The following is a 20688-nucleotide window of genomic DNA, read 5'->3' on the forward strand; positions in this document are numbered from 1 at the left end:
TCATCACAACCAGCTTGTTAACTGCAAAGCCAACCAACAGACAAAATAAAAAGCCTTGAGAATAAGGCTTTGGGTTTATATATCTAACAAGGAAATTTGGCGGTGAAGGAGGGATTCGAACCCTCGATACGCTATTAACGTATACACACTTTCCAGGCGTGCGCTTTCGACCACTCAGCCACTTCACCAAAAATGCTATTATACTCAAAAATCAACCGATTGTCATGAGTTTTCTTAATTTTTACCAAACATTTACACAGGCTGTCAAATGGCATTGGCGTGCCAAGATGGCTACTCTTGTCGCACGCCACAGACAGCCTTGATTTGCTAATTTTAATTTTGTAGCAAACCAATATCCGCCACGCTCAAGAACAATGCACGCACCTGCTGCAATATCGCCAAGCGGTTATTTTTTAGACGCTCATCATCAGCATTGACCATCACTTCAGCAAAAAACTGGTTAAGCGGTGCAGCCAGTGCCACCAAGGCAGTCAGCACGCCCTGATAATCAGCCGCCTGATGCAACGGTTTGACCGCATCTTTGGCATCCAAGATGGCTTGATAAAGCTGCTTTTCTGCTTGATGAACCAACGCGGTCTCATCAACCGTATCCGCCACCGCCACATCAGCCTTTGCCAAAATGTTGGCAACTCGCTTATTATTTGCCGCCAAAACGCTCGCCTCTGGCATGGTGCGAAATACCTCCACCGCACGAATGCGTTCGTCAAAATCCAGCGGTGTCAATACTTGAACCGCTTGCACTGCTTGGATTGTATCAACCGCCACGCCCTGCTCGGCATACATCGCACGATAGCGGGCATTGATAAACTCGCTGACCTCGTCAAATGTACGGACAGGGTCGCTGATTTTTTCTGCATAAGCTGCTATGGCATTTTTGATAAGTTCTGATAAATTAAGAGGTAATTTTTTCTCAATTAAAATCCGCAAAATACCAATAGAAGCACGACGCAGGCTAAACGGGTCTTTTGAGCCTGTGGGAATCTCGCCGATACCAAAAATCCCCACCAAAGTATCAATGCGGTCTGCCAACGCCAGTGCCGTGCCAATGTCTGTGGCAGGCAATTTATCGCCGCTGAACTTCGGCAGATATTGCTCTGCGATTGCCAGAGCCACGCCAACAGGCTCGCCATTTAGCCGTGCATAATAAGTCCCAGCAACGCCCTGCAGTTCAGGGAATTCACCAACCAAAGTACTGGCAAGGTCGCACTTGGATAGATATGCGGCACGCTTTGCCTCGTCTTGATTGGCACCGATTTGGCTGGCAATCTGTGCTGCCAATGTTGCCATGCGTTCGCATTTTTGCCAAATGGTGCCAAGTTTTTCTTGGAAAATGCGAGTTTTGAGATTCTCAGCAAGAGCAGATAGCGGCTGTTTTTGGTCTTGCAAAAAGAAAAATTCAGCATCTGACAAGCGTGGACGCACGACTTTTTCGTTGCCCAAAATGACCGCTTGTGGGTCTTTGCTGTCAATGTTGCTGATAAAAATAAAGTTTGGTTTAAGTTTTCCTGAATTGTCAATTAAACAAAAATACTTTTGGTCAGCCTGCATGGTGCTGATGAGTGCCTCCTGTGGCACTGCCAAAAACCGCTCAGGAAAACCTGCCATCAACGCCACTGGCAAATCAACCAGAGCTGTTACCTCGTCAAGCAGTTCGGCAGGCATGACCGCCTGTGCCGATGCTTGGGCAGCAAGGCTTGATACCTGCTCGACAATCATCGCTTGGCGACGGTCAAAATCAGCAATAACCTTGGCATTGCTTAGGATATTCTCATAGTCATCCGCATGAGAAATTGTAATAAAATCAGGAGCATGGAAGCGATGCCCTCGTGTCTGATTGCCTGTACGATGCCCCAAAATCACAGCGTCAATGACCTGCTCGTTTGCCATCAATACCACCCACTGCACAGGGCGGACAAATTCCTCTTTATTCGCACCTGATCGCATACGCTTGGCAATCGGCAAGTCATCCAAAGCTTTTTGGAAAATCTGTGGCATAAGCTCGCTGGTTGGCTTGCCCTGTATCGTCAGCTCGTAGCCGATATATTCGCCTTTTTTGTCAGATAAGGTAATCAAATCATCTTTGCTAAGATTTAAGCCTGTGGCATTCAACCCCTGCAAAAACCCTTGCCCTGCACGAGTTAATTCACCATGTTCATCAAAACTTGCCTTGAGATTTGGCCCTCGTTTTTGCTCCACTCTGTCAGGTTGCTTGTCGCTGATGTTGGTAATTTGCAATGCCAGACGGCGTGGTGCTGCATAGCTTTTGATACCGTCAAAGGCGATATTTTGCTCAAGCAGGGATTTTTTGACCTGCTCGCACAATGCGTCTTGTAAGGTTTTTAAGGATTTTGGCGGCAGCTCTTCGGTGCCAAGTTCAAATAAAATGGTGGTCATAGAATACCTTAATTTAATAGCTAAATTTATTTAAATTATTTAAAGATTGGTGCTTGTGTCGCATATGCACAACCAATTTAATCAATGTCTCTTTGTTATCAGGATGAGATTTGGCAATCAAGAGTACCAAAGTGGTCAAACCCGTGTCATTAATAATCGGTGCATTATCGGCGGTCAATAACCGTCCATTGCTATGTAAAAATCTACAAATAAAATGTCCCGCTGCGTTTATTGCCATCGGCAAAAGAATGGTTTTTGATGACAAAACACAGTAAATGTGCTGCCTTTTCTTCGATACTTAGATAGGCAGGTTCGCCAAATACCATTTGCTGCAAATTACCCAAAATGCAGACAGTCCATCACCACGCTCTTTGGCAAATAATCCAAACGAGCAGTTGCCCGACGGCGAAAAGCGACATCCGCCTTAGAATTTACACGATATCCAACCGAGATAATGACATCAAGATTGTAAATCAATATTACGCCCAACAATGTGTTCGCCCTCAATTTCAACTGTTGCATTTTTGCAGCAGTTGAAAGCTATCCAACTCTTCTGTGTCAAATATCTTTTTTAAGTGGCGTGAAATCACCGATTTATCACACCCAAAATATCTGCCATTTGCTATAAAGATGGGCAAACGGTATCATTATCAAAACACATTTTCACCTTGGCATCGCCCGTGGTGGTTTGGTAAATTTCCATGGGGCTATTCATGATTACTCCATGTTTGCGTCTTGATAATTTGCCTTTGTCATCAAGTCTTAATCGTCTTTTTGATCGCCAGCATCACGGTCGTTGTCATTATCCTGATCATTATCGCCTTGATCGTCATCATCACGATCATTGTCATTTTGGCGGTCGTCATCTTGATCATTATCGCTCTGGCTGTCGCCGTCATTATCACGATCGCCATCATTATTACTTTGGCGAGTGGTTTGCTCAGTATTTTCGCTGGTATCGCTCTCACTGTCATTACTACCGATAAATCCACAGGCGGTAAGGAATGCAGATGCACTTAGAATCAGGGCAATTTTTGTTAAGATATTTTTCATAATATGATTAGTGTTGTTTATTATAGATGCGTATTGCACCTTAGGAGAAATCCTTATACATCAGTGGTTCACAGCTGTCAGACAGACCTTCAACGACACGCAGATTTTTTGGGGTGAAAGTTGCAATTGATTTGCCATCTTTGTACACCTCAATATAAGTCGCTTCCTCAATCAGTGAGGTCAGCTCAATCCAATCACCTGCTGCCAAACGATAATTGGTAGATTCTGGCACATAGACCACATCGTTGTCGTTGATTAGCAAGCCATAATCACCCTCGGATATATCCACCCATTCCGAATCAAGTTTCAGATTGTTGTTATACATCACTTTATGCTCATCATTTTCGCCAGCAGCTTCATTACAAATGATGCTCAATCCTTGGTAATCAGCATTGCTAATTTCATAGTCAGAAAAGCCTTGATTGACGCTGTTTTTCCAATAATTCGGTACAATTTTGACATTGCTGCCATTGTCGCTATCTATATCGCTATCGTCTTGACTGTCGCTTTGTTCGTCATTTTGGCGACTGACTTGCTCGGTGTTGTCTGAGCTATTTTTGTCTTTAGCACCGACAAAGCCACAGGCGGTAAGGAATGCAGATGCACTTAGAATCAGGGCAATTTTTGTTAAGATATTTTTCATAATATGATTAGTGTTGTTTATTATAGATGCGTATTGCACCTTAGGAGAAATCCTTATACATCAGTTTGTAACATTCGCAGCCACACCCCAACCCATCACAGTTAAGACAACAGCAGCTCTTAATACAAATTTTCTCATCTTATTCACTCTCTTTCGGCAACCACTTCTCCAGTGCCTCTGCCTTATGAGCTTCGTCCGCCAATGGAAAGCCAAGTTTGGCACGAGCTTCGGTGTAGCTGACCGCCACTTTGCGAGCCAGCGTCCGCACACGCAAGATAAAGCGTTGGCGTTCGGTAACACTAATCGCCCCGCGTGCATCTAATAAATTAAAGCTATGGCTGGCACTTAGCACCATCTCATAGGCTGGCAAGGGCAGATTGACCGCAACCAATTTATCAGCTTGCTGCTCATAAAAATCAAACAGCTCAAACAGTTTATTAACATCGGCATGTTCAAAATTATAAGTAGATTGCTCAACTTCATTTTGGTGAAACACATCGCCGTAGGTTACACGCCCGAACTCGCCGTCCGCCCATACCAAATCATAGACGCTGTCCACGCCCTGAATGTACATGGCAAGGCGTTCAAGCCCATAAGTAATCTCGCCTGTTACAGGGAAGCACTCAATGCCACCAACTTGCTGAAAATAGGTAAATTGGGTAACTTCCATGCCGTTTAGCCACACTTCCCAACCAAGCCCCCAAGCACCAAGAGTTGGCGATTCCCAATTATCCTCCACAAAGCGAATATCATGGGTTAAAGGATCAAGACCCAACGCCTCAAGCGAGCCTAGATACAGCTCTTGGATATTGGCAGGATTGGGCTTTAGCACCACTTGGAATTGATAATAATGTTGCAGGCGATTGGGGTTATCGCCATAGCGACCATCGGTCGGACGGCGAGATGGTTGCACATAGGCGGCATTCCACTTCTCGGGTGTCAAAGCACGCAAAAAAGTCGCTGTGTGAAATGTCCCCGCCCCCATCGGCATGTCATAAGGCTGTAAAATCACACAGCCACGAGACGCCCAATAGTTCTGTAATGTTAGGATTATTTCTTGGAAGGTTAAAGTCTTGGTTGTCATTGCAATTACTTAAAAATAAAATAAATATCCCATTTTAACACATTTAAGAAGTCTTACCAAATGCAATTTTTGAGCAAATTTTGGCGGATTATTGATAAGGTTCTATATTTTTTAAGGCAGATTGAGATTGTCACATAATTTTGCAAACCATTTGTTTAGAATCTTGATATTTTGATAGAATATTGTTATAATAGTAGCAATTTAGCCCAAAACCCACTTGCAAAAACACTTTGTAAGTTTGGCAATTGGGTTGAAGCACTCAACAAGACAAATCAAAATTTTTACAAACCTTGTTATCGTTAGGTTTTATCAATATTGATTATTAATCTTGGCAAAATAGGGAAATTTTATGAAACAAATGTTCATTAACAGCTCACAGCTCACAGCTCACAGCTCACAGCTCACAGCTCACAGCTCACAGCTCACAGCTCACAGCTCACAGCTCACAGCTCACTAATCATACCGCTCATTTAAAAAGTCCGTCAAGTCTTTTTTGGTTTGGGCGGAATTTTTTGTCAAAAATTCATTCCAATTCTCCCCTTCATACCCTTTCTCAACGCATTACAACCTCCTTAGTTGCTGATTTTCAAGGAGTTTTGTAATGTCAATTCTATCTATTAAAGCCACTTGTATGCGTGGCGGAACGAGCAAATGCTGGGTATTTGAACGCTCAGAACTTGAAAACCGTGAATTACCAATGGAGGATATTTTACTGCGTGCCTTTGGTTCGCCTGATACTCGTCAATTAGATGGCGTGGGTGGTGGCACTTCCACCACAAGCAAAGCAGTTATCCTAAATCCTTATGACGGCGACGACTGCGATGTTAATTATCTATTTGCCCAAGTTGGTATTAAAGAGCCTACCGTGGATTGGGGCAGTAATTGCGGAAATTGTTCAGCAGTTGTTGCTTTGTACGCCATTGAAAAAGGCTGGGTTACACCTGTTGATGGCACAACAACCGTGCGAGTGTACAACGAAAACACAGGTCAAATCATCATTCAACAAATTCCCACACCAGACAGCAAACCCGTGTTTGATGCCGAGATGGTGGGCAGTGTTTATGCAGGAGCATTGGTTAATATTGGTTTTCTTGATCCTGCTGGCAAAACCACAGGCAAGCTATTCCCAACCGAGCAATATTTAACCGAACTTAGCACCAATGGTAATACCTATGCCACAACACTGGTGGATGCAGGTGCACCGTGTGTCTATGTGGATGCCAAATCGCTTGGTTTGGATGGCAAATCTCGTGATGAATGGACAGCGGTTATTGATACAAGATTATCCGAACTTGATGACATCAGAAGACAAGCATCCGTTTTAATGGGACTTAGCAAAAGCAAGGAGCTTGCTGCCAAAGCCATTCCAAAATTGGGCGTGATTGGCAAGGGCAGCAATGGGGCTGATTTGAGAGTTCAAATGCTCTCCATGGGCGAAAGGCACCCTGCAATGCCTGTAACAGGTTCAGTTGCCCTGACTTTGTCCACTCAATATGACAACTCTGTACCAAGTAACTTGCTTGGCAAAACCACAAAGACAGGGATTTCTCTTGATACACCGTCAGGAGTCTTGCAAACCTTTGCGACCGAATTGGACGGCTTACCTGTGGTTGGTGTTGCCCGTACCGCTCGCACAATTTGTCAGGCAGTCATCAATGTACCAACCAGCCCCAGACCTACGGAGTTAGGAAAATGAAATCAAGAAAGATGAATCAATTATCCAAATTATTTGGTACAGTTTCTCTCTTTATGCTTGCAGCATGTGCCCCGCCCCAATCCAATTATAAGCCCACAGGTCCTGATGTGGTGGATGTGATGGTGCCTTACGGATCTGGCGGTGGTACAGATACTTGGGCAAGATTTATCACAAATGCTTTTGCCGAGCGAAATGATTCGGTCAAACGCTATCAAGTCGTCAATGTGCCAGGCGGTGAAACTATTACAGGGACGAATGCCTTTGTTAAAAGCGATGTAAAAACAGGGCAATATGTAATGGTTGGCTCAGCAACCACTTATTTTCAAGATATGCTTAATCACAAGGCAGTGCGATTTGATTTTGCTAAAATGGAACCTTTGGCATTCAACGGCACAGGGGCAGTGGTTTGGACAAGTGGAAAAACTGGTTTTAAAAACATTCAAGATCTAAAAAACGCCAAAGAGCCACTCCTTTATGGTGGCATGAGTGCGTCAGGGCTTGATTTGATTGCATTGCTTGCCCTAGAGGCTTTAGGCGTGCCAAATAAAGGCGTGTTTGGTTTTGAAGGGCGAGGCCCTAGCCGTCTTGCACTACAGCGAGGCGAAACCGACCTTGATTTCCAAACAACTTCGGCTTATTTGTCGCAACTGGCGGACGATGTGCCAAGCGGCAAAGTAGTGCCGTTATTTAGCATGGGTATTCCTGCGAACGGTAAGATTGAGCGAGACCCCAACTTGCCAGACATTCCCACTTTTGAGGAATTATACCAAGCAACGCCAAATAAAACAGAGCATCAAAAACTGGCTTATGATGCATTTCAAGCATTTGTAACAACGGGCTTATTTTATCAAAAAGGCTTGTGGGCGGTGGAAGGGACTGACCCTGCGGTGATTGATCAATACGATCAAATGGTCAAAGAGCTAAATGCTGATAAAGAATTTATGAGCAAAGCAGAAAAAGCATTGGGTGGCTATCAACTGATTTCTGGCAAAGAGGCGAAAGCTGATTTCCAAAAGGCACTCAAAGTTAAGCCTGAAACGATGGATTTTATTGCCCAGTTATTGCTTGATAAATATGGTACGGCAATTCACTAAGGATTAAGTTATGATTGACATTATTTTTTCGGCATTAGGGCAACTTGCCGACCCTACAATGCTGATATATTTACTGGCAGGGGTGGCAATTGGAATTATCATTGGTGTAATCCCAGGTCTTGGCGGTACGGGGGCAGTGGCTGTGCTCATGCCTTTTATCTTTATGCTTGAGCCCAATCAAGCCATTGCCATGATTATCGGGGCGGTGGCGGTCGTCCATACTTCTGATGTTATTACTTCGGTAGTGCTAGGGATTCCAGGTTCTGCGTCTGCGTCCGTATTTTTGTTGGACGGCTATAAAATGGCTCAACAGGGCGAAGGAGCAAGGGCATTATCAGCAAGCTTTATCGCCTCCACGATAGGCGGTCTCTTTGGCATCGTTGCCTTGACTCTCGTTGTGCCAATCGCTAAGCCGATTGTTACTTCATTTGGCTCGCCTGAAATTTTTTCACTGATTATCGCAGGGGTATTTTTGACCGCAATGCTCTCCAAAGGCAATATGGTCAAAGGTTTACTGGTGGCGGCATTTGGCTTGGCACTCGGCTTTGTCGGCGTATCGCCAATCAGTGCCGAATACCGCTTTACCTTTGGGGCGGAGAGCTTGGCAGATGGTTTGGATTTGGTTGTGGTAGCTTTGGGCATTTTTGGTCTTGCCGAAATGATTAGCCTAATCGCCCAAAAAACTGCCATTGCCAATCAAAAAATTAATTTGGGTGCAGGCTGGAAAAAAGGCTTGTATGACATTTTAAAATACCCCTTTGATATCCTTCGTGGTTCTGCGGTCGGCACAGCGGTGGGTTTCTTGCCCGGGGTTGGTTCTACTGCAGGCTCTTGGCTGGCGTATGGTCAAGCTCAAGCCTTTGCCTCTCGTAAGGGTGATTCACAATTTGGCAATGGCGACATTCGTGGCGTGATCGCTCCAAGTGCCGCCAGTAATGGTATTGAGTCTGGAGCATTAATCCCAACCTTGATTTTTGGCGTACCCGGGGCAGCACCGTTTGCTCTGCTTTTGGGCGTACTTTTAGTATTTGGCATTCAGCCTGGTCCACAGATGATGACCAAGCACCTTGATTTGGTTTATTTTATTGTCTGGACTTTTGCTCTAGCCAGTATCGCAGGGGCAGTATTGTCATTTGTTTTGGCTCGTCCGCTTGCTCGTTTGTCATTCGTTCCTTTTCCAATTTTGGCAGCAGCGTTAATTCCCATCTTATTTATGAGCGGTTTTCAAAAACCAATTGACGGCTCGGCATTTTATATGATGCTTGCTTTTGGTTTGATTGGTTGGCTGTGCAAGACAACCAACATTCCAAGAGCTCCGTTTTTGATTGCCTTTGTCTTGGCCGAACCGCTAGAACGCTACTTTTTCTTAACCGTTAAAGTTTATGAGCCGTCTGAATGGCTAACTCGCCCCTTTGTGATGGTGGTAATTGCAATTTTGGTCGGTGCAGTAATAATTCCAATCATCAAAAAACACTTGGCTAAGAAAAATACTCAATTTAATGCCACTGCCGAAGCAATGATTACCGAAGCCGAAGGCGGTGAAGCTACAGGCAAAGTCAGACTTTTAACTTCAGTAGCATTTTTGGGATTCTTTGTATTCCAATTCGTCCTATCACTTGGCTATTCTGGCAACGGTAGCTTGTTCCCAAAAACAGTCGGTATTGTCGGTATTGGGCTTGGCATTTTATCAGTTGTGCTTGACATTGCCAAAAACAAAGCCCACAAAGATACTAGTGAATCCATTGCCAAATGGCGACACACTGTCTTGACAGTTGCTGCCTCAAGTGCATGGGTGCTTGGTTTTATTTGGCTTGTGTTCGCGGTTGGCATGCTTGCTGGAACGGCAATTTTTGCCATTGTATTCCTGCTGATGGTCGCTCGCATGAAGCTCATTAAAGCAATAATTTACACCATAGGCATTGTAGGCTTTATTTGGACAATGGAAAACCTTGCCTATATGGTCTCACCTGTCGGTTATCTACAAATCATGATGGGCAATGCTTAATTGTAATTGATAATAAAACCGCTCAAAAATACATTTGGGCGGTTTTATTTTTCAGCATTATTCAATGTAAGAATCAGCAGTAGCATTTGGCATGACAAGCCACAACAGCAGATAAATCAAAATGCCCGGCACTGCCACAGATAGGCTAGAGATGACCACGAATAACAGTCGCACCATATTTGGCGACCAGCCCAAATACTCAGCCACACCACCCATCACGCCTGCGATGATGCGATGATTGTGCGAACGATGTAATTTGACAAGTCTTGGCATAGCAGCTCCTAAATCTCAATCAATCCAACAATATCACCCTGTAGCAATTGGCAGTGGTACGATTTGCATACCTTGTTGGTTTGTAATAAAATAGTCATCTTTGCTTTTGGGCAAATCCGCCACCAAGTTGGCAATTTGCTCCGATGAATCAATGATGGTTACGCACTTGGCAAATTACAAGAGCCGTTTGCACAAAATTACCAAGCACTACAAAACCACACAAACAACCAACAAAACTTACCAGCAGGGACGACATGACACAAGCACAACACGCACTTTTGATTGGTGATTTTGCACCGCTGCACTTGGGGCATATGCAGGACATTAACCATGCCGCCCAAATGGCAACAACGCTACACATCATCATCACGCCACCAAAAGCCAATCCCCTGCCCAGCGGTCGCTGCCCTACCCTTGCCGATGTGGCACGCTGGGTACAAAATGCCTGTCAGCAGTTTGGCTTTGTTCGTGTGCATACCATAGCAAGCCTTGGTCTTGACAAGCTAAACAATCTTTGTAATTTTGATTATCAAACAGCACACACGCCACCCGCAGAATTGCCAGCACTGTGTCAAGCCTTGCAGCTAGATACCAGCGATATCGTCATCATCACCAAAGCCAAGCAAGGCAACCTGCCCACTGATACCACAAACGCCAGCACGGCAAATCTTGCCCAGCTGCCCAGCACCATTGTAGACAACCTACCAATCGCCACGCAGCCGCTTAGCCATTTTGCCAAGCTCTCGCCAGCCTGTCGCTATTTTTATACCCAGACCGTCTGCATTGTCGGAGGTGAAAGCTCAGGCAAGACCACTTTGGTGCACAAACTTGCCAATCACTATGGGGCAAGTGTTGCCCTTGAGATGGGGCGACTGTACACGCATTCGCACTTGGGTGGCAGTGAGCTTGCCCTGCAATACAGCGATTATACACCCATCGCCATTCATCACGCCAAAGCCATCGAACACGCCTGCCACAATGCCACAGCCGCCATTACGCTTATTGATACTGACTTTGCGACAACGCAGGCATTTTGTGAAACTTACGAAAACGCCAGCAACCCTGTGGTGGCAAGTCTGGCACTGGATTATCGCATGGATTTTACGCTGTATTTGGATAATAATGTCGCTTGGGTTGCCGATGGCATGCGTAGGCTTGGCGGTGCAGCACGCAGTCAGTTCGCCCAAAAACTGCTTGAGATTTTGGCACGCTATCGCATTGATTATCATGGCATTGACAATCCTGACTATCACCAGCGTTATTTGCAGGCAGTGGCATGGATTGACCGTCAAATCTTGGCAAAATTTTAGCCAAAACTGGCATGGATTAACTGCACAATCAGCAGCTATTTTTATTCATATCAGCTTGCATGATACAAATTTGGCAATGTATCAAAGGCTTGCTGGTTTCAACCTTGGGATCGTATGATGAAAATTGATATTTTGGATAACATCACAGGATTTGGCAAGCATGACTGGCAAGCAGTATGGGTAATCATCTGGTTCATGGCAGGCGTGGTGGCGTTGTTTATTGGCTTTTGGACAACCACTCAGCAGACAGCATTGGATACTTTTTATTTGCTAGTCTCAATCATTGGGCTATTGTGCGTGGTTGGGCTAAGTTTTCGCAAAAACATCGCTGGCAACGGGCTTGGAATGCTTGCTACCGCAGGTGAGATTGTCGTCCAAGCCACCGCTGGTGCTGTCGGGCTGATGCTCGCCCCCTTGTTTAACTTTTTTACTCATTTATATGGCGTTCGCTATTGGTCTTATCACACCAATGCCGATGGCGAGATGATACCAAAAACCACCAACAAATACATTTGGCTTGTTACTGTGGCATTTATCGGCATTGGCTTGGCGTTGTTTCCACTGGTTAATGCCAAACTTGCCGAGATGGGTTTTGGTGTCATTGTCGATGATGGCAGTCGTTTTTTGGGCATGGTTGATTTTTTTTGGATTAATGTGCTGGCATTTGTCCTGTCAATCACCGCCCAGACAGCGATGATTTTGCGGTATTCGTTTAACTGGTGGCTTTGGATTATTGTCAATGCCGTATGGCTCATTGTCAATCTGATGACAGGCAATACCATTTTTGCCATTCAGACAGTCATCTACCAAGTCAATGCCTTTGTTGGCCTGTATGGTTGGTATCGCAGCGAGCAACTGGCGAATAATTCATAAGCCGCCAGCTCTTGCAAAGTTACAAAAATTTCGCTATAGTTTGACAAAACTGGGCAAGCAAATGGAGTATTGTCATGTCATTATTTGTCAGTCAAAAGCCACTGCAAACTTGGCTTAGCGAATATGCCACAAGCCACCAAAACCCCACCAACAAACGCATTCATTGGCTGTGCGTTCCTGTGATTTTTTTGTGCATTGTGGCATTGTTATACGCCATCAGCCCCTATGTCTTTGCCATCGTTGCTGTTGGCGTGTTGTGGTTTTATGCACGGTTGTCGCTGGGTCTGTTTGCCTTGATGGCGGCATTTATGGCAATTTGCTGGGCGATTGTGCATTTTTTGGCAGTTGATATTTGGTTTTGGGTTGCTGTCTTTGTGGTTGCATGGATTGGTCAATTTATTGGGCATAAAATTGAAGGGGCAAAGCCGTCTTTTTTGGAGGATTTGCAATTTTTACTCATCGGCCCTGCGTGGGTAGCGTGTGATATTTGGCGAAGATTTACGCAGAATTAACAATCGGCTAAATCAAGCACGAGCAAACCAAATCACCAGCCCTATCTCCATGCTGGTTGCTATGCTGTCTGCTTTGGTAGTGGGTATTTTGGCACAGCTACTGTCTTGAATGCTCTAAATTGGTAGTCAAGTGGTGCAATTTAACTATTAACTTCTTGCCATCGGCGAGTGCTTAAGGCTGCTTCAGATACGGCCAAGCCGCCTTTAGGTATATCATCATTGACCACAGAGTCAATACCACCGCGATTACCATCAAGACATAGCCTACCATCTCAAGCGACTGCCAATTGAGCAACAAAACCGTGACGGCAATCATCTGAAAAGTTGTTTTTAATTTACCAACATAAGATACCGCAACACTGGTGCGTGCACCCAGCTCTGCCATCCATTCTCGCAGTGCCGACACCGCAATCTCTCGTGAGATGATGACAATGGCACAGGTCGCCATCACGATATTTGGGTGCCACTGCACAAGCACAATCAACGCCGCTGCCACCATCAATTTATCCGCCACAGGGTCTAAGAATCGACCAAATGCCGAAGTGATATTCATGCGGCGTGCCAAATAACCATCAAGCCAATCCGTCAGTGCCGCCAACACAAAAATCAGCGTCAAGGCAAAATGCCGCAGCATACTGTTGCTGTACTCAAGCATACCAAGGCGAGCGATGGCATTGTCAGGAATTGCAGGAACGCCAATACCCAGTGCAGGTGGCCAATAAGCAACCGCCACAAACAACGGAATCATCACGATGCGTGCAATGGTTAGGTTATTGGGCAAATTAAATACCGAAGCCTTGCCCTTGTGCGTTTGCAAATCCAAGCTCATGAACCCTACTCACAAAAATTTGCTTTATAATACCCAATTTTGGCAAATTTTACCATCAATTTTACTTAATAATGGTGCTGGCGGCGTGCTTTTGTAGCAAAAAAATGCTACCATAGACGGCACAAAAAATACAAACATCACGAGCAATCAAGCAGGCAATCATACAACAATCAAGCGGGCATTTTGTGGAACAAGTTGATACACTCATCATCGGTGCAGGAGCGTCAGGGCTGTTTTGTGCTTTTCATTTAGCAAATTTTGGCAAATCGGTGCTGGTGCTTGATCATGCCAACAAAGCAGGCAAAAAAATCCTCATGTCAGGCGGTGGTCGTTGCAATTTTATCAACCGTCAGGTGCAGACGCATCATTTTGTCAGCCAAAATCCACATTTTGTCAAATCCGCTCTCTCTCGCTACGGCAGTGAGGATTTTATTGCACTCGTTGAACGCCATCGTATTGGCTATCATGAGCGTGAGCATGGGCAGCTGTTTTGTGATGACAGTGCCAAAGATATTGTCAAAATGCTGCTTGATGAGTGTCAGGCTGCAAAAGCCACCATCGCGCTTAACACTGCCATTGAACAAATTATCCCAAGCGATTCAGGCTTTGTGATTCGCACCAAGCACAAAAAAGACAACCGCTCTGCCAGCATTGCCGCCAAATCCTTGGTCATTGCTACAGGCGGATTGTCAATCCCCACGCTTGGGGCGACAGGATTTGGCTACCAAGTTGCCACACAGTTTGGCCATACGATTATCCCCACCAGTGCAGGGCTTGTGCCATTTACTTTTACTGATAAATTGGGCGAGATGATAAAATCCCTATCAGGGCTTAGTATCGATGTCATTGCTTATAACAATCGGGCAAGTTTTCAGTTGCCGATGCTATTTACTCATCGGGGACTGTCGGGGCCTGCCATGTTGCAACTGTCAAACCATTGGCAACTGGGCGAGATAATCACCATCAACCTGCTACCAACGCTTGATGCTGGTGAATATTTGCTAAAGCAAAAAACCAAACAGCCCAAACAACTGCTGCGTACCGCCCTTGCTGGCATTTTGCCAAAAAAGCTCATCGCCGCACTCGAAAACCACCTATGGCAACAACACAAAGATACCGAGCTTGCCAATCTAAAAAATGACACGCTTCGCCAACTTGGCAATACTTTGAACGCATGGCAAATCAAGCCAAGCGGCACAGAGGGCTACCGTGTTGCCGAAGTTACCAAAGGCGGGGTGGACACTCGCCAAGTCTCTGGCAAAACCATGGAATCTCGCCTGCAACCGAACCTATATTTCATCGGCGAAGTGCTTGATGTTACAGGCTGGCTGGGTGGTTATAATTTTGCATGGAGCTGGGCAAGTGGCTATGTCTGTGCCGAAAGTATCGCCATGCGTGGCTGAGAAAGAGCGACAAATACCGCAGCCATCAGCGTCATTCACACCCTACACACCAACCCCAAATGGCAATCACGACAAGACTCATGTCTGTTGATTGCACACTTGAATAGAATAGTCATTAGCCAAGTTTTTTGATGGCAAAGCCAAGCTTGCCCAGAGCCTCCTCTTGCCCCATAGGTGCCAGCACGGCACGGGTATGTGGCTGATTTTTTAGGTATTTTCTTGCCACACGCTTTAAATCATCAATGCTGACTGCCAGAATTTTTGCACGCAGCTGCTGTTGCCATGCTTTGTCTCTTTGGTGCAGCTGACTTAGGCAGGATTTGACCGCTTCACCTGCTGGCGAGGCTGGCTTGTCCATACCAGAAATAATGCCCAAAATCGCCTCGGTCAGCTGTTCATTGTCATGCTCATTGTCAAGCAGCCAATCAATACTGCTCTTAAAATGCTCAAAAGTCTCGGCACAATGTGGGTCGCGATAACTATAAAAACGAAACGCCGCTGCATTGCTGTCAAAACTTGCACCGCCACCATAAGCACCGCCCTGCTCACGAATCGCACCGTGCAGATAGCCATTGCGTAAAAACGGTGCCAGCACCATCAACGCTGGCGTGTCCTCATCGGCAGCAGTTGTGGCGGCATAGGCGGCGGCATTGTGATAGACATTGGTTGAGATAAGCCATGCGATATCTTCACTGTCTTTTTTTGTCAATAATTGAGTCAAATCATCAAAAATAAGCCTATGCTCCGACTGTGGCATGGCAGCTGGCTTGGCAGATAATTGCTTGGCAATCTCATTAAGCAGTCCATCGCTTGCTTGCTCTTCACACACCAGCAATACCTGCTTGGGAAGATTAATCAGGCATTGATGCAGCTGTGCCAGTCTGTCTGACAACTGCTGCCACAGAGAATTATCCTGCAAAGCCTGTGCCAAAAACTCCTTTAATGCTGCCAAAGCAGGCAATCCTGAATAGGCGTACTCAATGGCAGCTTGGCGACTTAGGTTGCGTGAGGCTGTTTGCATGGCATAAGCATGACCTGCACCTGCAAGTCGTGATTGCCAGCCGCTTTGTTTTTGTTGCAGCAGCTCCTTGATGCGATCCGTTTCGCTAAATATGGTCTCGTTTAGCACCTCATTGACCAAGCCAATCGCTGATGGCTTGCTGTTTAACGCCCGTGTCGCCAGCACAAAATAACTGCTCAAATCATCAGCATTATACAAATCGGTTCGCTGACTGATGCGTGCTGTTACCCCTGATGATTGTGATGCCTGCACCGCCTGAAAACTGCGTGCATCGTACTGCACCGTGCCAAGTTCAGATAACAAAAATAAATACAGTGGCAGCAATGGGTCGTTAAGCAGCCGTTCAGCAATCTTACCTTGTAGCGGTATAATCACCTGATAATAATACAAGCCATTGGTGCCTGCATGGTACAAATGCACAGGATAACTCACCCCATCTGCCTGTAGCGTTGTGTGGCTGCCTTGTGTAAACGCCACCTCGCTTGGCACATCATCAAGCCCTACTTTGGGCAACAGATTGATATCATCTGGTGTAGCTTGTCGCTGTCTAAGGTCGCTCGTTTGGCGATTGATTGCCTGCTTATCCTCATCACTTAAGCGATGATACAGCTCGTCCAGTGCCGCCTGCTCGGCTTCGATCAATCTGGCTGCTTTTTTGTCATCAGGGGTCATGGTTAGGCGTACACGGTGCTGATTGTTAAGCAAATGCGTATAAATCAGATTCTGCACCCAGTTTGGCTGTTTGGCTTGCTGTTTTAGCCAAGTCAAATGCTCGTCAATTTGCCACACATCAACAGGATTGCCACCATGAATCGCTGTACTAAAGCCCTCCAGCATTAAGGTCAATCCATACGGCATACTGTCGCCGCCGATGTGTCTTTGATCAAGCTCAATCTGGTGCAGCACCGTCTCAATCACCTCATCGGCAATCGGATTGTCTGCCACTTGTTGCAATAATGCCAAAATCCCCTGCTCAACCTCGTCAGCATACTTGGCATCAGAGCCACGAAGCCCTGCATAAAACACCATCTGATAATGACTGTCGTCCAAGCCCAACAATGGACTAGGAGCAGTGCCAAGCGAATGGCTCTCAAGATAAGCACGCAGTGGCGAACCACTATGCTCAATCAGCACCCCTTCCATCAATCGCAAAGACAGGCGTAATTTTGGGTCGGTGATGGTTGGCAATAGCCACGCCAACACATGATGGGTCATTTGCTCGCCCTCACTGTCGCTGCTATAAGTGTCATACACCGCCAGCGGTTCATCACGCCGCATCTCGGCAACAGAGTGCAGCCGCTTGCCTTTTTCTGGATAATTCACCCCATCAAAACGAGCCAGTGCCTCATCGTGCAATCTCGCCTGAATCTCAGCAACATCAATATCGCCAAAGCTCATGATGATGGCATTGCTTGGGTGATAATGCTTTTGATGAAATGCCACCAAATCCTCATAGGTCAGCTTGATAATATCAGCAGGATCGCCGCCAGAATTATAATGATAAGTGGTGTGCCGAAATAATTGCGATGCCAGTGCATAATACAACTGGTCTATCTCGCCACTCATCGCCCCTTTCATTTCATTAAACACAATGCCATGATAATGTGGCTTGCCTTCATCGTCCAGCTCGACACGGATACCCTCTTGGGCAAAATCCAGCGGATGAATGTTGGGAAAAAACACCGCATCCGTGTACACTGACAATAAATTAAAAAAATCCTTTTTGTTCTGCGTGGCAAATGGGTACACTGTCCAATCGCTTGCTGTCATGGCATTCATAAAGGTATTTAGCGAGCGTTTCACCATGCTAAAAAATGGATCTCTGACAGGGTATTTTTGTGAGCCACACAGCACCACATGCTCTAGGATATGTGCCTCGCCACGCGAACTCATCGGCTGGGTTGCAAAGCCAATCATCAAGGCATTTTCGCTGTTATCACAAGCCAAATGATAGTGCATTGCCCCTGTGGTGCGATGGCGTGAAGTTAATACTGTAATGCCCAATGCTTCAATGGACTGCGTGTCCAACAGCTGAAAACTTGTATGCAATGTCGTCATAATCTTTCCATTATTCTTGTGGATAAACCAACAAGCCGTACACCAGCTCGCACAGCCTTGAATGATTATCACAAATTTACTATAATCAATCCAAATTGGTGCAATATTTTAGCACAATTTCACCAGACAAATGCAGACGCTGATATGAAAAAAATCTATCTAATCCGCCACGGACAAAGCAAAGCCAATGCAGGCACTACTGTATATCCCAATGAGACCATTCCCCTTAGCCGTCTTGGCTCTGTGCAAGCGTGGCATCTGGCACAGTGGCTGCATACCACGATACAAGATGTTGATGCCGTCTTTGTCTCGCCCTATCTACGCACCCAGCAAACCGCCCAGCCATATCTGACCACAACAGACCTTATACCAAGCGTCCTGCCATGCCTACAAGAGCTTGATATGCTTGCTTTTGAGAATATTGCTTCGCTGTCTTTTGCCGAAATTGGTACATTGGCAGAAAAATTTTGGCAACAAGACAACCATTACCGAGATGGTGAAAATACCGACAGCTTTGATGATTTTGTCAAACGGGTGCAGGCCGCCCGACAACACTTTGAGCAAATGGCTGATGGCACTTATGTGATGTTTGGTCATGGCATTTGGATTAGTATGCTGATTTGGCAACTGATGCACCAAGATGATGCCAAAGTGCAAGACAAGGCAAGTTTTGCCAGTTATAAACGCCATCTTTATCCAAACAACTGTACCGTTTATTTGCTTAGCATAGATGATGATAATCATGCTCTCATCGGCAAAGTGTACGATGGCAGCACACCACCAAAAACAGCCAATGAGCCATCATTGCACGCCGATTGATTGCTTGATGATGATTAATATTATTAACATCAGTTTGTATTATAACAAATAAATCAGCCCAAAAAACAATGCCAGTCTGATGAACTGGCATTGCTTTTTATAAAATCTTGGCAAATAAAACCTGTCTTAATGCCTCATCAGACAAACTGAAAATATCGCGTCTTTTGAAGAAATAAAACAGCACGCCAACCACCGCCCATACGCTCAATGCAATGCGTGCAGGCAAACTTAAAAAAGCAGCCGACTGCGGCACAAATAGCAATAATAAAAACCCCAGTGCAATCGCCATGCCCAGTACGCCAATCCATGCTTGTACTTGATTTGGCTGTTGTCTTTTCATGCCAAATATCTCACCTGTGGTGGCCAATTTGTGCGAGCAGGCACACGCATAAAAGAAGGTAATCGCAATGCCCACACTTGCCATATCAACAATCCACAGCAATGCCGCTCGCCCAAACCAAGGGCTAATCAAGCACACCGCCATAATCGCATAAATCGCCAAATGTGGTGTGCGATAACGCTCATGCAGCTTGGCGGCAGCATTTGGCAACATTTGGCTTTTGCCCATGGTCAAGACCACGCGACTTGCTGCAACATAAAAGCCATTTAGCCCCGTCAAAACCCCTGCAGCCACCGCCAGCACCATCAGCGACAGACCAAATTTGCCCATAACCTGTGCAATCGCCGAGCCAATTTCCCACGAATTGCCTGCAAATTTCGTCAAATCACCGCCCAGTGCAAAACTTGCCGCCACAATCAACGCAATGTACAAAAAACCTGCACTAAAAATACTTGCCAAAATCAGCTTGGTGATTTTTTTGGCATCAAAGAAAAATTCGCCCGCCACCTGCGGAATGCCATCAAAGCCCACATACGCCCACGGTGCAAAGGCAACAATGGTCGCAACCGCCGCCCAAAAATTCACCCCTTGTGGCGTGGTCAATGCCAGCGTATCACCAAAATTAACATAATGGCTGGTCGTTCCAAACAAAATCACCACCACTGACAACAACATCAATACCACCGCCATAAACTGCACCCAGCCTGACAAAGCGGTATTTTTGACATTCAAATAAGCAAATGCCAACAAAAACAACGAAGAAACTGCCACCTCTGGAGCGTATATCACCCAGCCTGACACACTGTACAGTGGCAACTGCATCATCACCTCTGGTACAATCAGCCGCAAGACCAATGGCACAGCAGAGGCATTGAGCGACACGATACTGACATAGCCCAGCATGAGCGACCAACCTGCAATAAACCCATGCACTCGCCCAAATCTTGCCAAGGCAAAAGCGATGCCACCACCTGTTACTGGCAAGGCACGCGTGGCATAGCCGTAATTTAGCCCAATCACCGCAATCAGCATCGTACCAATCACAAAGCCTGTGATAACTGCCCACAGCCCTGACGAAGACAGCCACTCATACGGCAAAACAAACGCCCCCCAGCCGACTGCCGAACCGACTGCCATGGCATATACCCAGCTGATTTTTAGATTTTGTTGCAAGGTCTGTGCTGACTTTTGTGATCGTTGCATAATCATTCCCTATCATAGTCTGTGGCTAGCATCAGCGACACTGCTGACTTGGCGACA

The 20688-nt window shown here is 45.8% G+C and carries 18 protein-coding genes and 1 tRNA gene; 8 read left to right on the plus strand and 11 right to left on the minus strand.

Translation table 11 applies throughout. From position 1 onward, the window contains the following. Nucleotides 1–97 precede the first annotated feature (97 nt). The 7 genes from EL162_RS01135 to glyQ form a co-directional block, all read right to left on the minus strand. Nucleotides 98–188, minus strand: a tRNA-Ser gene (locus tag EL162_RS01135). A 145-nt stretch (nt 189–333) separates the two neighbouring features. Beyond that, nucleotides 334–2415: a glycine--tRNA ligase subunit beta gene (gene glyS / locus EL162_RS01140; protein ID WP_126329490.1), complete on the minus strand. Its 2082-nt coding sequence runs from the start codon at nt 2413–2415 to the stop codon at nt 334–336. Between the two features lie 203 nt (nt 2416–2618). Next, complete coding sequence (locus EL162_RS10140) at nt 2619–2741, minus strand: Fic family protein (RefSeq protein WP_144295806.1); 123 nt, start codon at nt 2739–2741, stop codon at nt 2619–2621. A gap of 10 nt (nt 2742–2751) precedes the next feature. Further along, nucleotides 2752–2892, minus strand: coding sequence for a RhuM family protein (gene rhuM, locus EL162_RS01150; protein ID WP_259772331.1), 141 nt, complete (start codon nt 2890–2892; stop codon nt 2752–2754). 285 nt (nt 2893–3177) lie between these two features. Further along, nucleotides 3178–3468: a hypothetical protein gene (locus tag EL162_RS01155; protein ID WP_126329494.1), complete on the minus strand. Its 291-nt coding sequence runs from the start codon at nt 3466–3468 to the stop codon at nt 3178–3180. 40 nt (nt 3469–3508) lie between these two features. After that, nucleotides 3509–4111 carry a YfjT/YkfB family phage-associated protein gene (locus EL162_RS01160; RefSeq protein ID WP_126329496.1) on the minus strand — a complete coding sequence of 201 codons (603 nt, stop codon included), beginning with the start codon at nt 4109–4111 and terminating at the stop codon, nt 3509–3511. 139 nt (nt 4112–4250) lie between these two features. After that, on the minus strand, nt 4251–5195 hold the full coding sequence (gene glyQ / locus EL162_RS01165; protein WP_126329499.1) for a glycine--tRNA ligase subunit alpha: 945 nt from the start codon (nt 5193–5195) through the stop codon (nt 4251–4253). A gap of 601 nt (nt 5196–5796) precedes the next feature. On the opposite strand from glyQ, the gene EL162_RS01170 reads away from it, so the two are divergent. From EL162_RS01170 to EL162_RS01180, 3 genes are read left to right on the plus strand one after another with little or no spacing between them, the layout of a single operon-like run. Continuing rightward, entirely contained in the window at nt 5797–6891 is a 1095-nt protein-coding gene (locus EL162_RS01170; protein WP_076555612.1) for a PrpF domain-containing protein, read from the plus strand. Further along, nucleotides 6888–7985 (plus strand): type 2 periplasmic-binding domain-containing protein, encoded by a 1098-nt coding sequence (locus tag EL162_RS01175; RefSeq protein ID WP_126329501.1) that lies wholly within the window; start codon nt 6888–6890, stop codon nt 7983–7985. The genes EL162_RS01170 and EL162_RS01175 overlap by 4 nt, the downstream gene beginning before the upstream one ends. Before the next feature lie 10 nt (nt 7986–7995). After that, a complete protein-coding gene (locus EL162_RS01180) occupies nt 7996–9990 on the plus strand; it encodes a tripartite tricarboxylate transporter permease (RefSeq protein WP_126329503.1) in 1995 nt (664 codons plus the stop codon). A gap of 57 nt (nt 9991–10047) precedes the next feature. Here the strand turns inward: EL162_RS01180 and EL162_RS01185 are convergent, their stop codons facing one another. After that, nucleotides 10048–10263: a PspC domain-containing protein gene (locus tag EL162_RS01185; protein ID WP_076555615.1), complete on the minus strand. Its 216-nt coding sequence runs from the start codon at nt 10261–10263 to the stop codon at nt 10048–10050. Nucleotides 10264–10436: 173 nt separating this feature from the next. Here EL162_RS01185 and nadR point away from each other — a divergent pair, with 173 nt between their 5' ends. The 3 genes from nadR (at nt 10437) to EL162_RS01200 (ending at nt 12958) form a co-directional block, all read left to right on the plus strand. Beyond that, nucleotides 10437–11573: a multifunctional transcriptional regulator/nicotinamide-nucleotide adenylyltransferase/ribosylnicotinamide kinase NadR gene (gene nadR, locus EL162_RS01190; protein ID WP_126329505.1), complete on the plus strand. Its 1137-nt coding sequence runs from the start codon at nt 10437–10439 to the stop codon at nt 11571–11573. 117 nt (nt 11574–11690) lie between these two features. Further along, nucleotides 11691–12446, plus strand: a complete 756-nt coding sequence (gene pnuC / locus EL162_RS01195) for a nicotinamide riboside transporter PnuC (protein ID WP_126331628.1) — start codon at nt 11691–11693, stop codon at nt 12444–12446. 74 nt (nt 12447–12520) lie between these two features. Beyond that, nucleotides 12521–12958 carry an Mpo1 family 2-hydroxy fatty acid dioxygenase gene (locus EL162_RS01200; protein ID WP_076555618.1) on the plus strand — a complete coding sequence of 146 codons (438 nt, stop codon included), beginning with the start codon at nt 12521–12523 and terminating at the stop codon, nt 12956–12958. 172 nt (nt 12959–13130) lie between these two features. Here the strand turns inward: EL162_RS01200 and pgsA are convergent, their stop codons facing one another. Then, on the minus strand, nt 13131–13787 hold the full coding sequence (pgsA, locus tag EL162_RS01205; RefSeq protein ID WP_126329507.1) for a CDP-diacylglycerol--glycerol-3-phosphate 3-phosphatidyltransferase: 657 nt from the start codon (nt 13785–13787) through the stop codon (nt 13131–13133). Between the two features lie 185 nt (nt 13788–13972). Here pgsA and EL162_RS01210 point away from each other — a divergent pair, with 185 nt between their 5' ends. Next, nucleotides 13973–15190: a BaiN/RdsA family NAD(P)/FAD-dependent oxidoreductase gene (locus EL162_RS01210; RefSeq protein WP_126329509.1), complete on the plus strand. Its 1218-nt coding sequence runs from the start codon at nt 13973–13975 to the stop codon at nt 15188–15190. Nucleotides 15191–15305: 115 nt separating this feature from the next. Here EL162_RS01210 and EL162_RS01215 read toward each other — a convergent pair whose 3' ends face one another. Beyond that, on the minus strand, nt 15306–18269 hold the full coding sequence (locus EL162_RS01215; RefSeq protein WP_126329511.1) for an insulinase family protein: 2964 nt from the start codon (nt 18267–18269) through the stop codon (nt 15306–15308). Nucleotides 18270–18413: 144 nt separating this feature from the next. Here EL162_RS01215 and EL162_RS01220 point away from each other — a divergent pair, with 144 nt between their 5' ends. Then, on the plus strand, nt 18414–19088 hold the full coding sequence (locus tag EL162_RS01220; protein WP_170161389.1) for a histidine phosphatase family protein: 675 nt from the start codon (nt 18414–18416) through the stop codon (nt 19086–19088). A 97-nt stretch (nt 19089–19185) separates the two neighbouring features. Here the strand turns inward: EL162_RS01220 and EL162_RS01225 are convergent, their stop codons facing one another. After that, nucleotides 19186–20631 carry an APC family permease gene (locus EL162_RS01225; RefSeq protein WP_170161390.1) on the minus strand — a complete coding sequence of 482 codons (1446 nt, stop codon included), beginning with the start codon at nt 20629–20631 and terminating at the stop codon, nt 19186–19188. Between the last annotated feature and the right edge of the window lie 57 nt (nt 20632–20688).

Source organism: Moraxella cuniculi, from assembly GCF_900637105.1.
In the GTDB taxonomy this organism is placed as follows: Bacteria; Pseudomonadota; Gammaproteobacteria; order Pseudomonadales; family Moraxellaceae; genus Moraxella; species Moraxella cuniculi.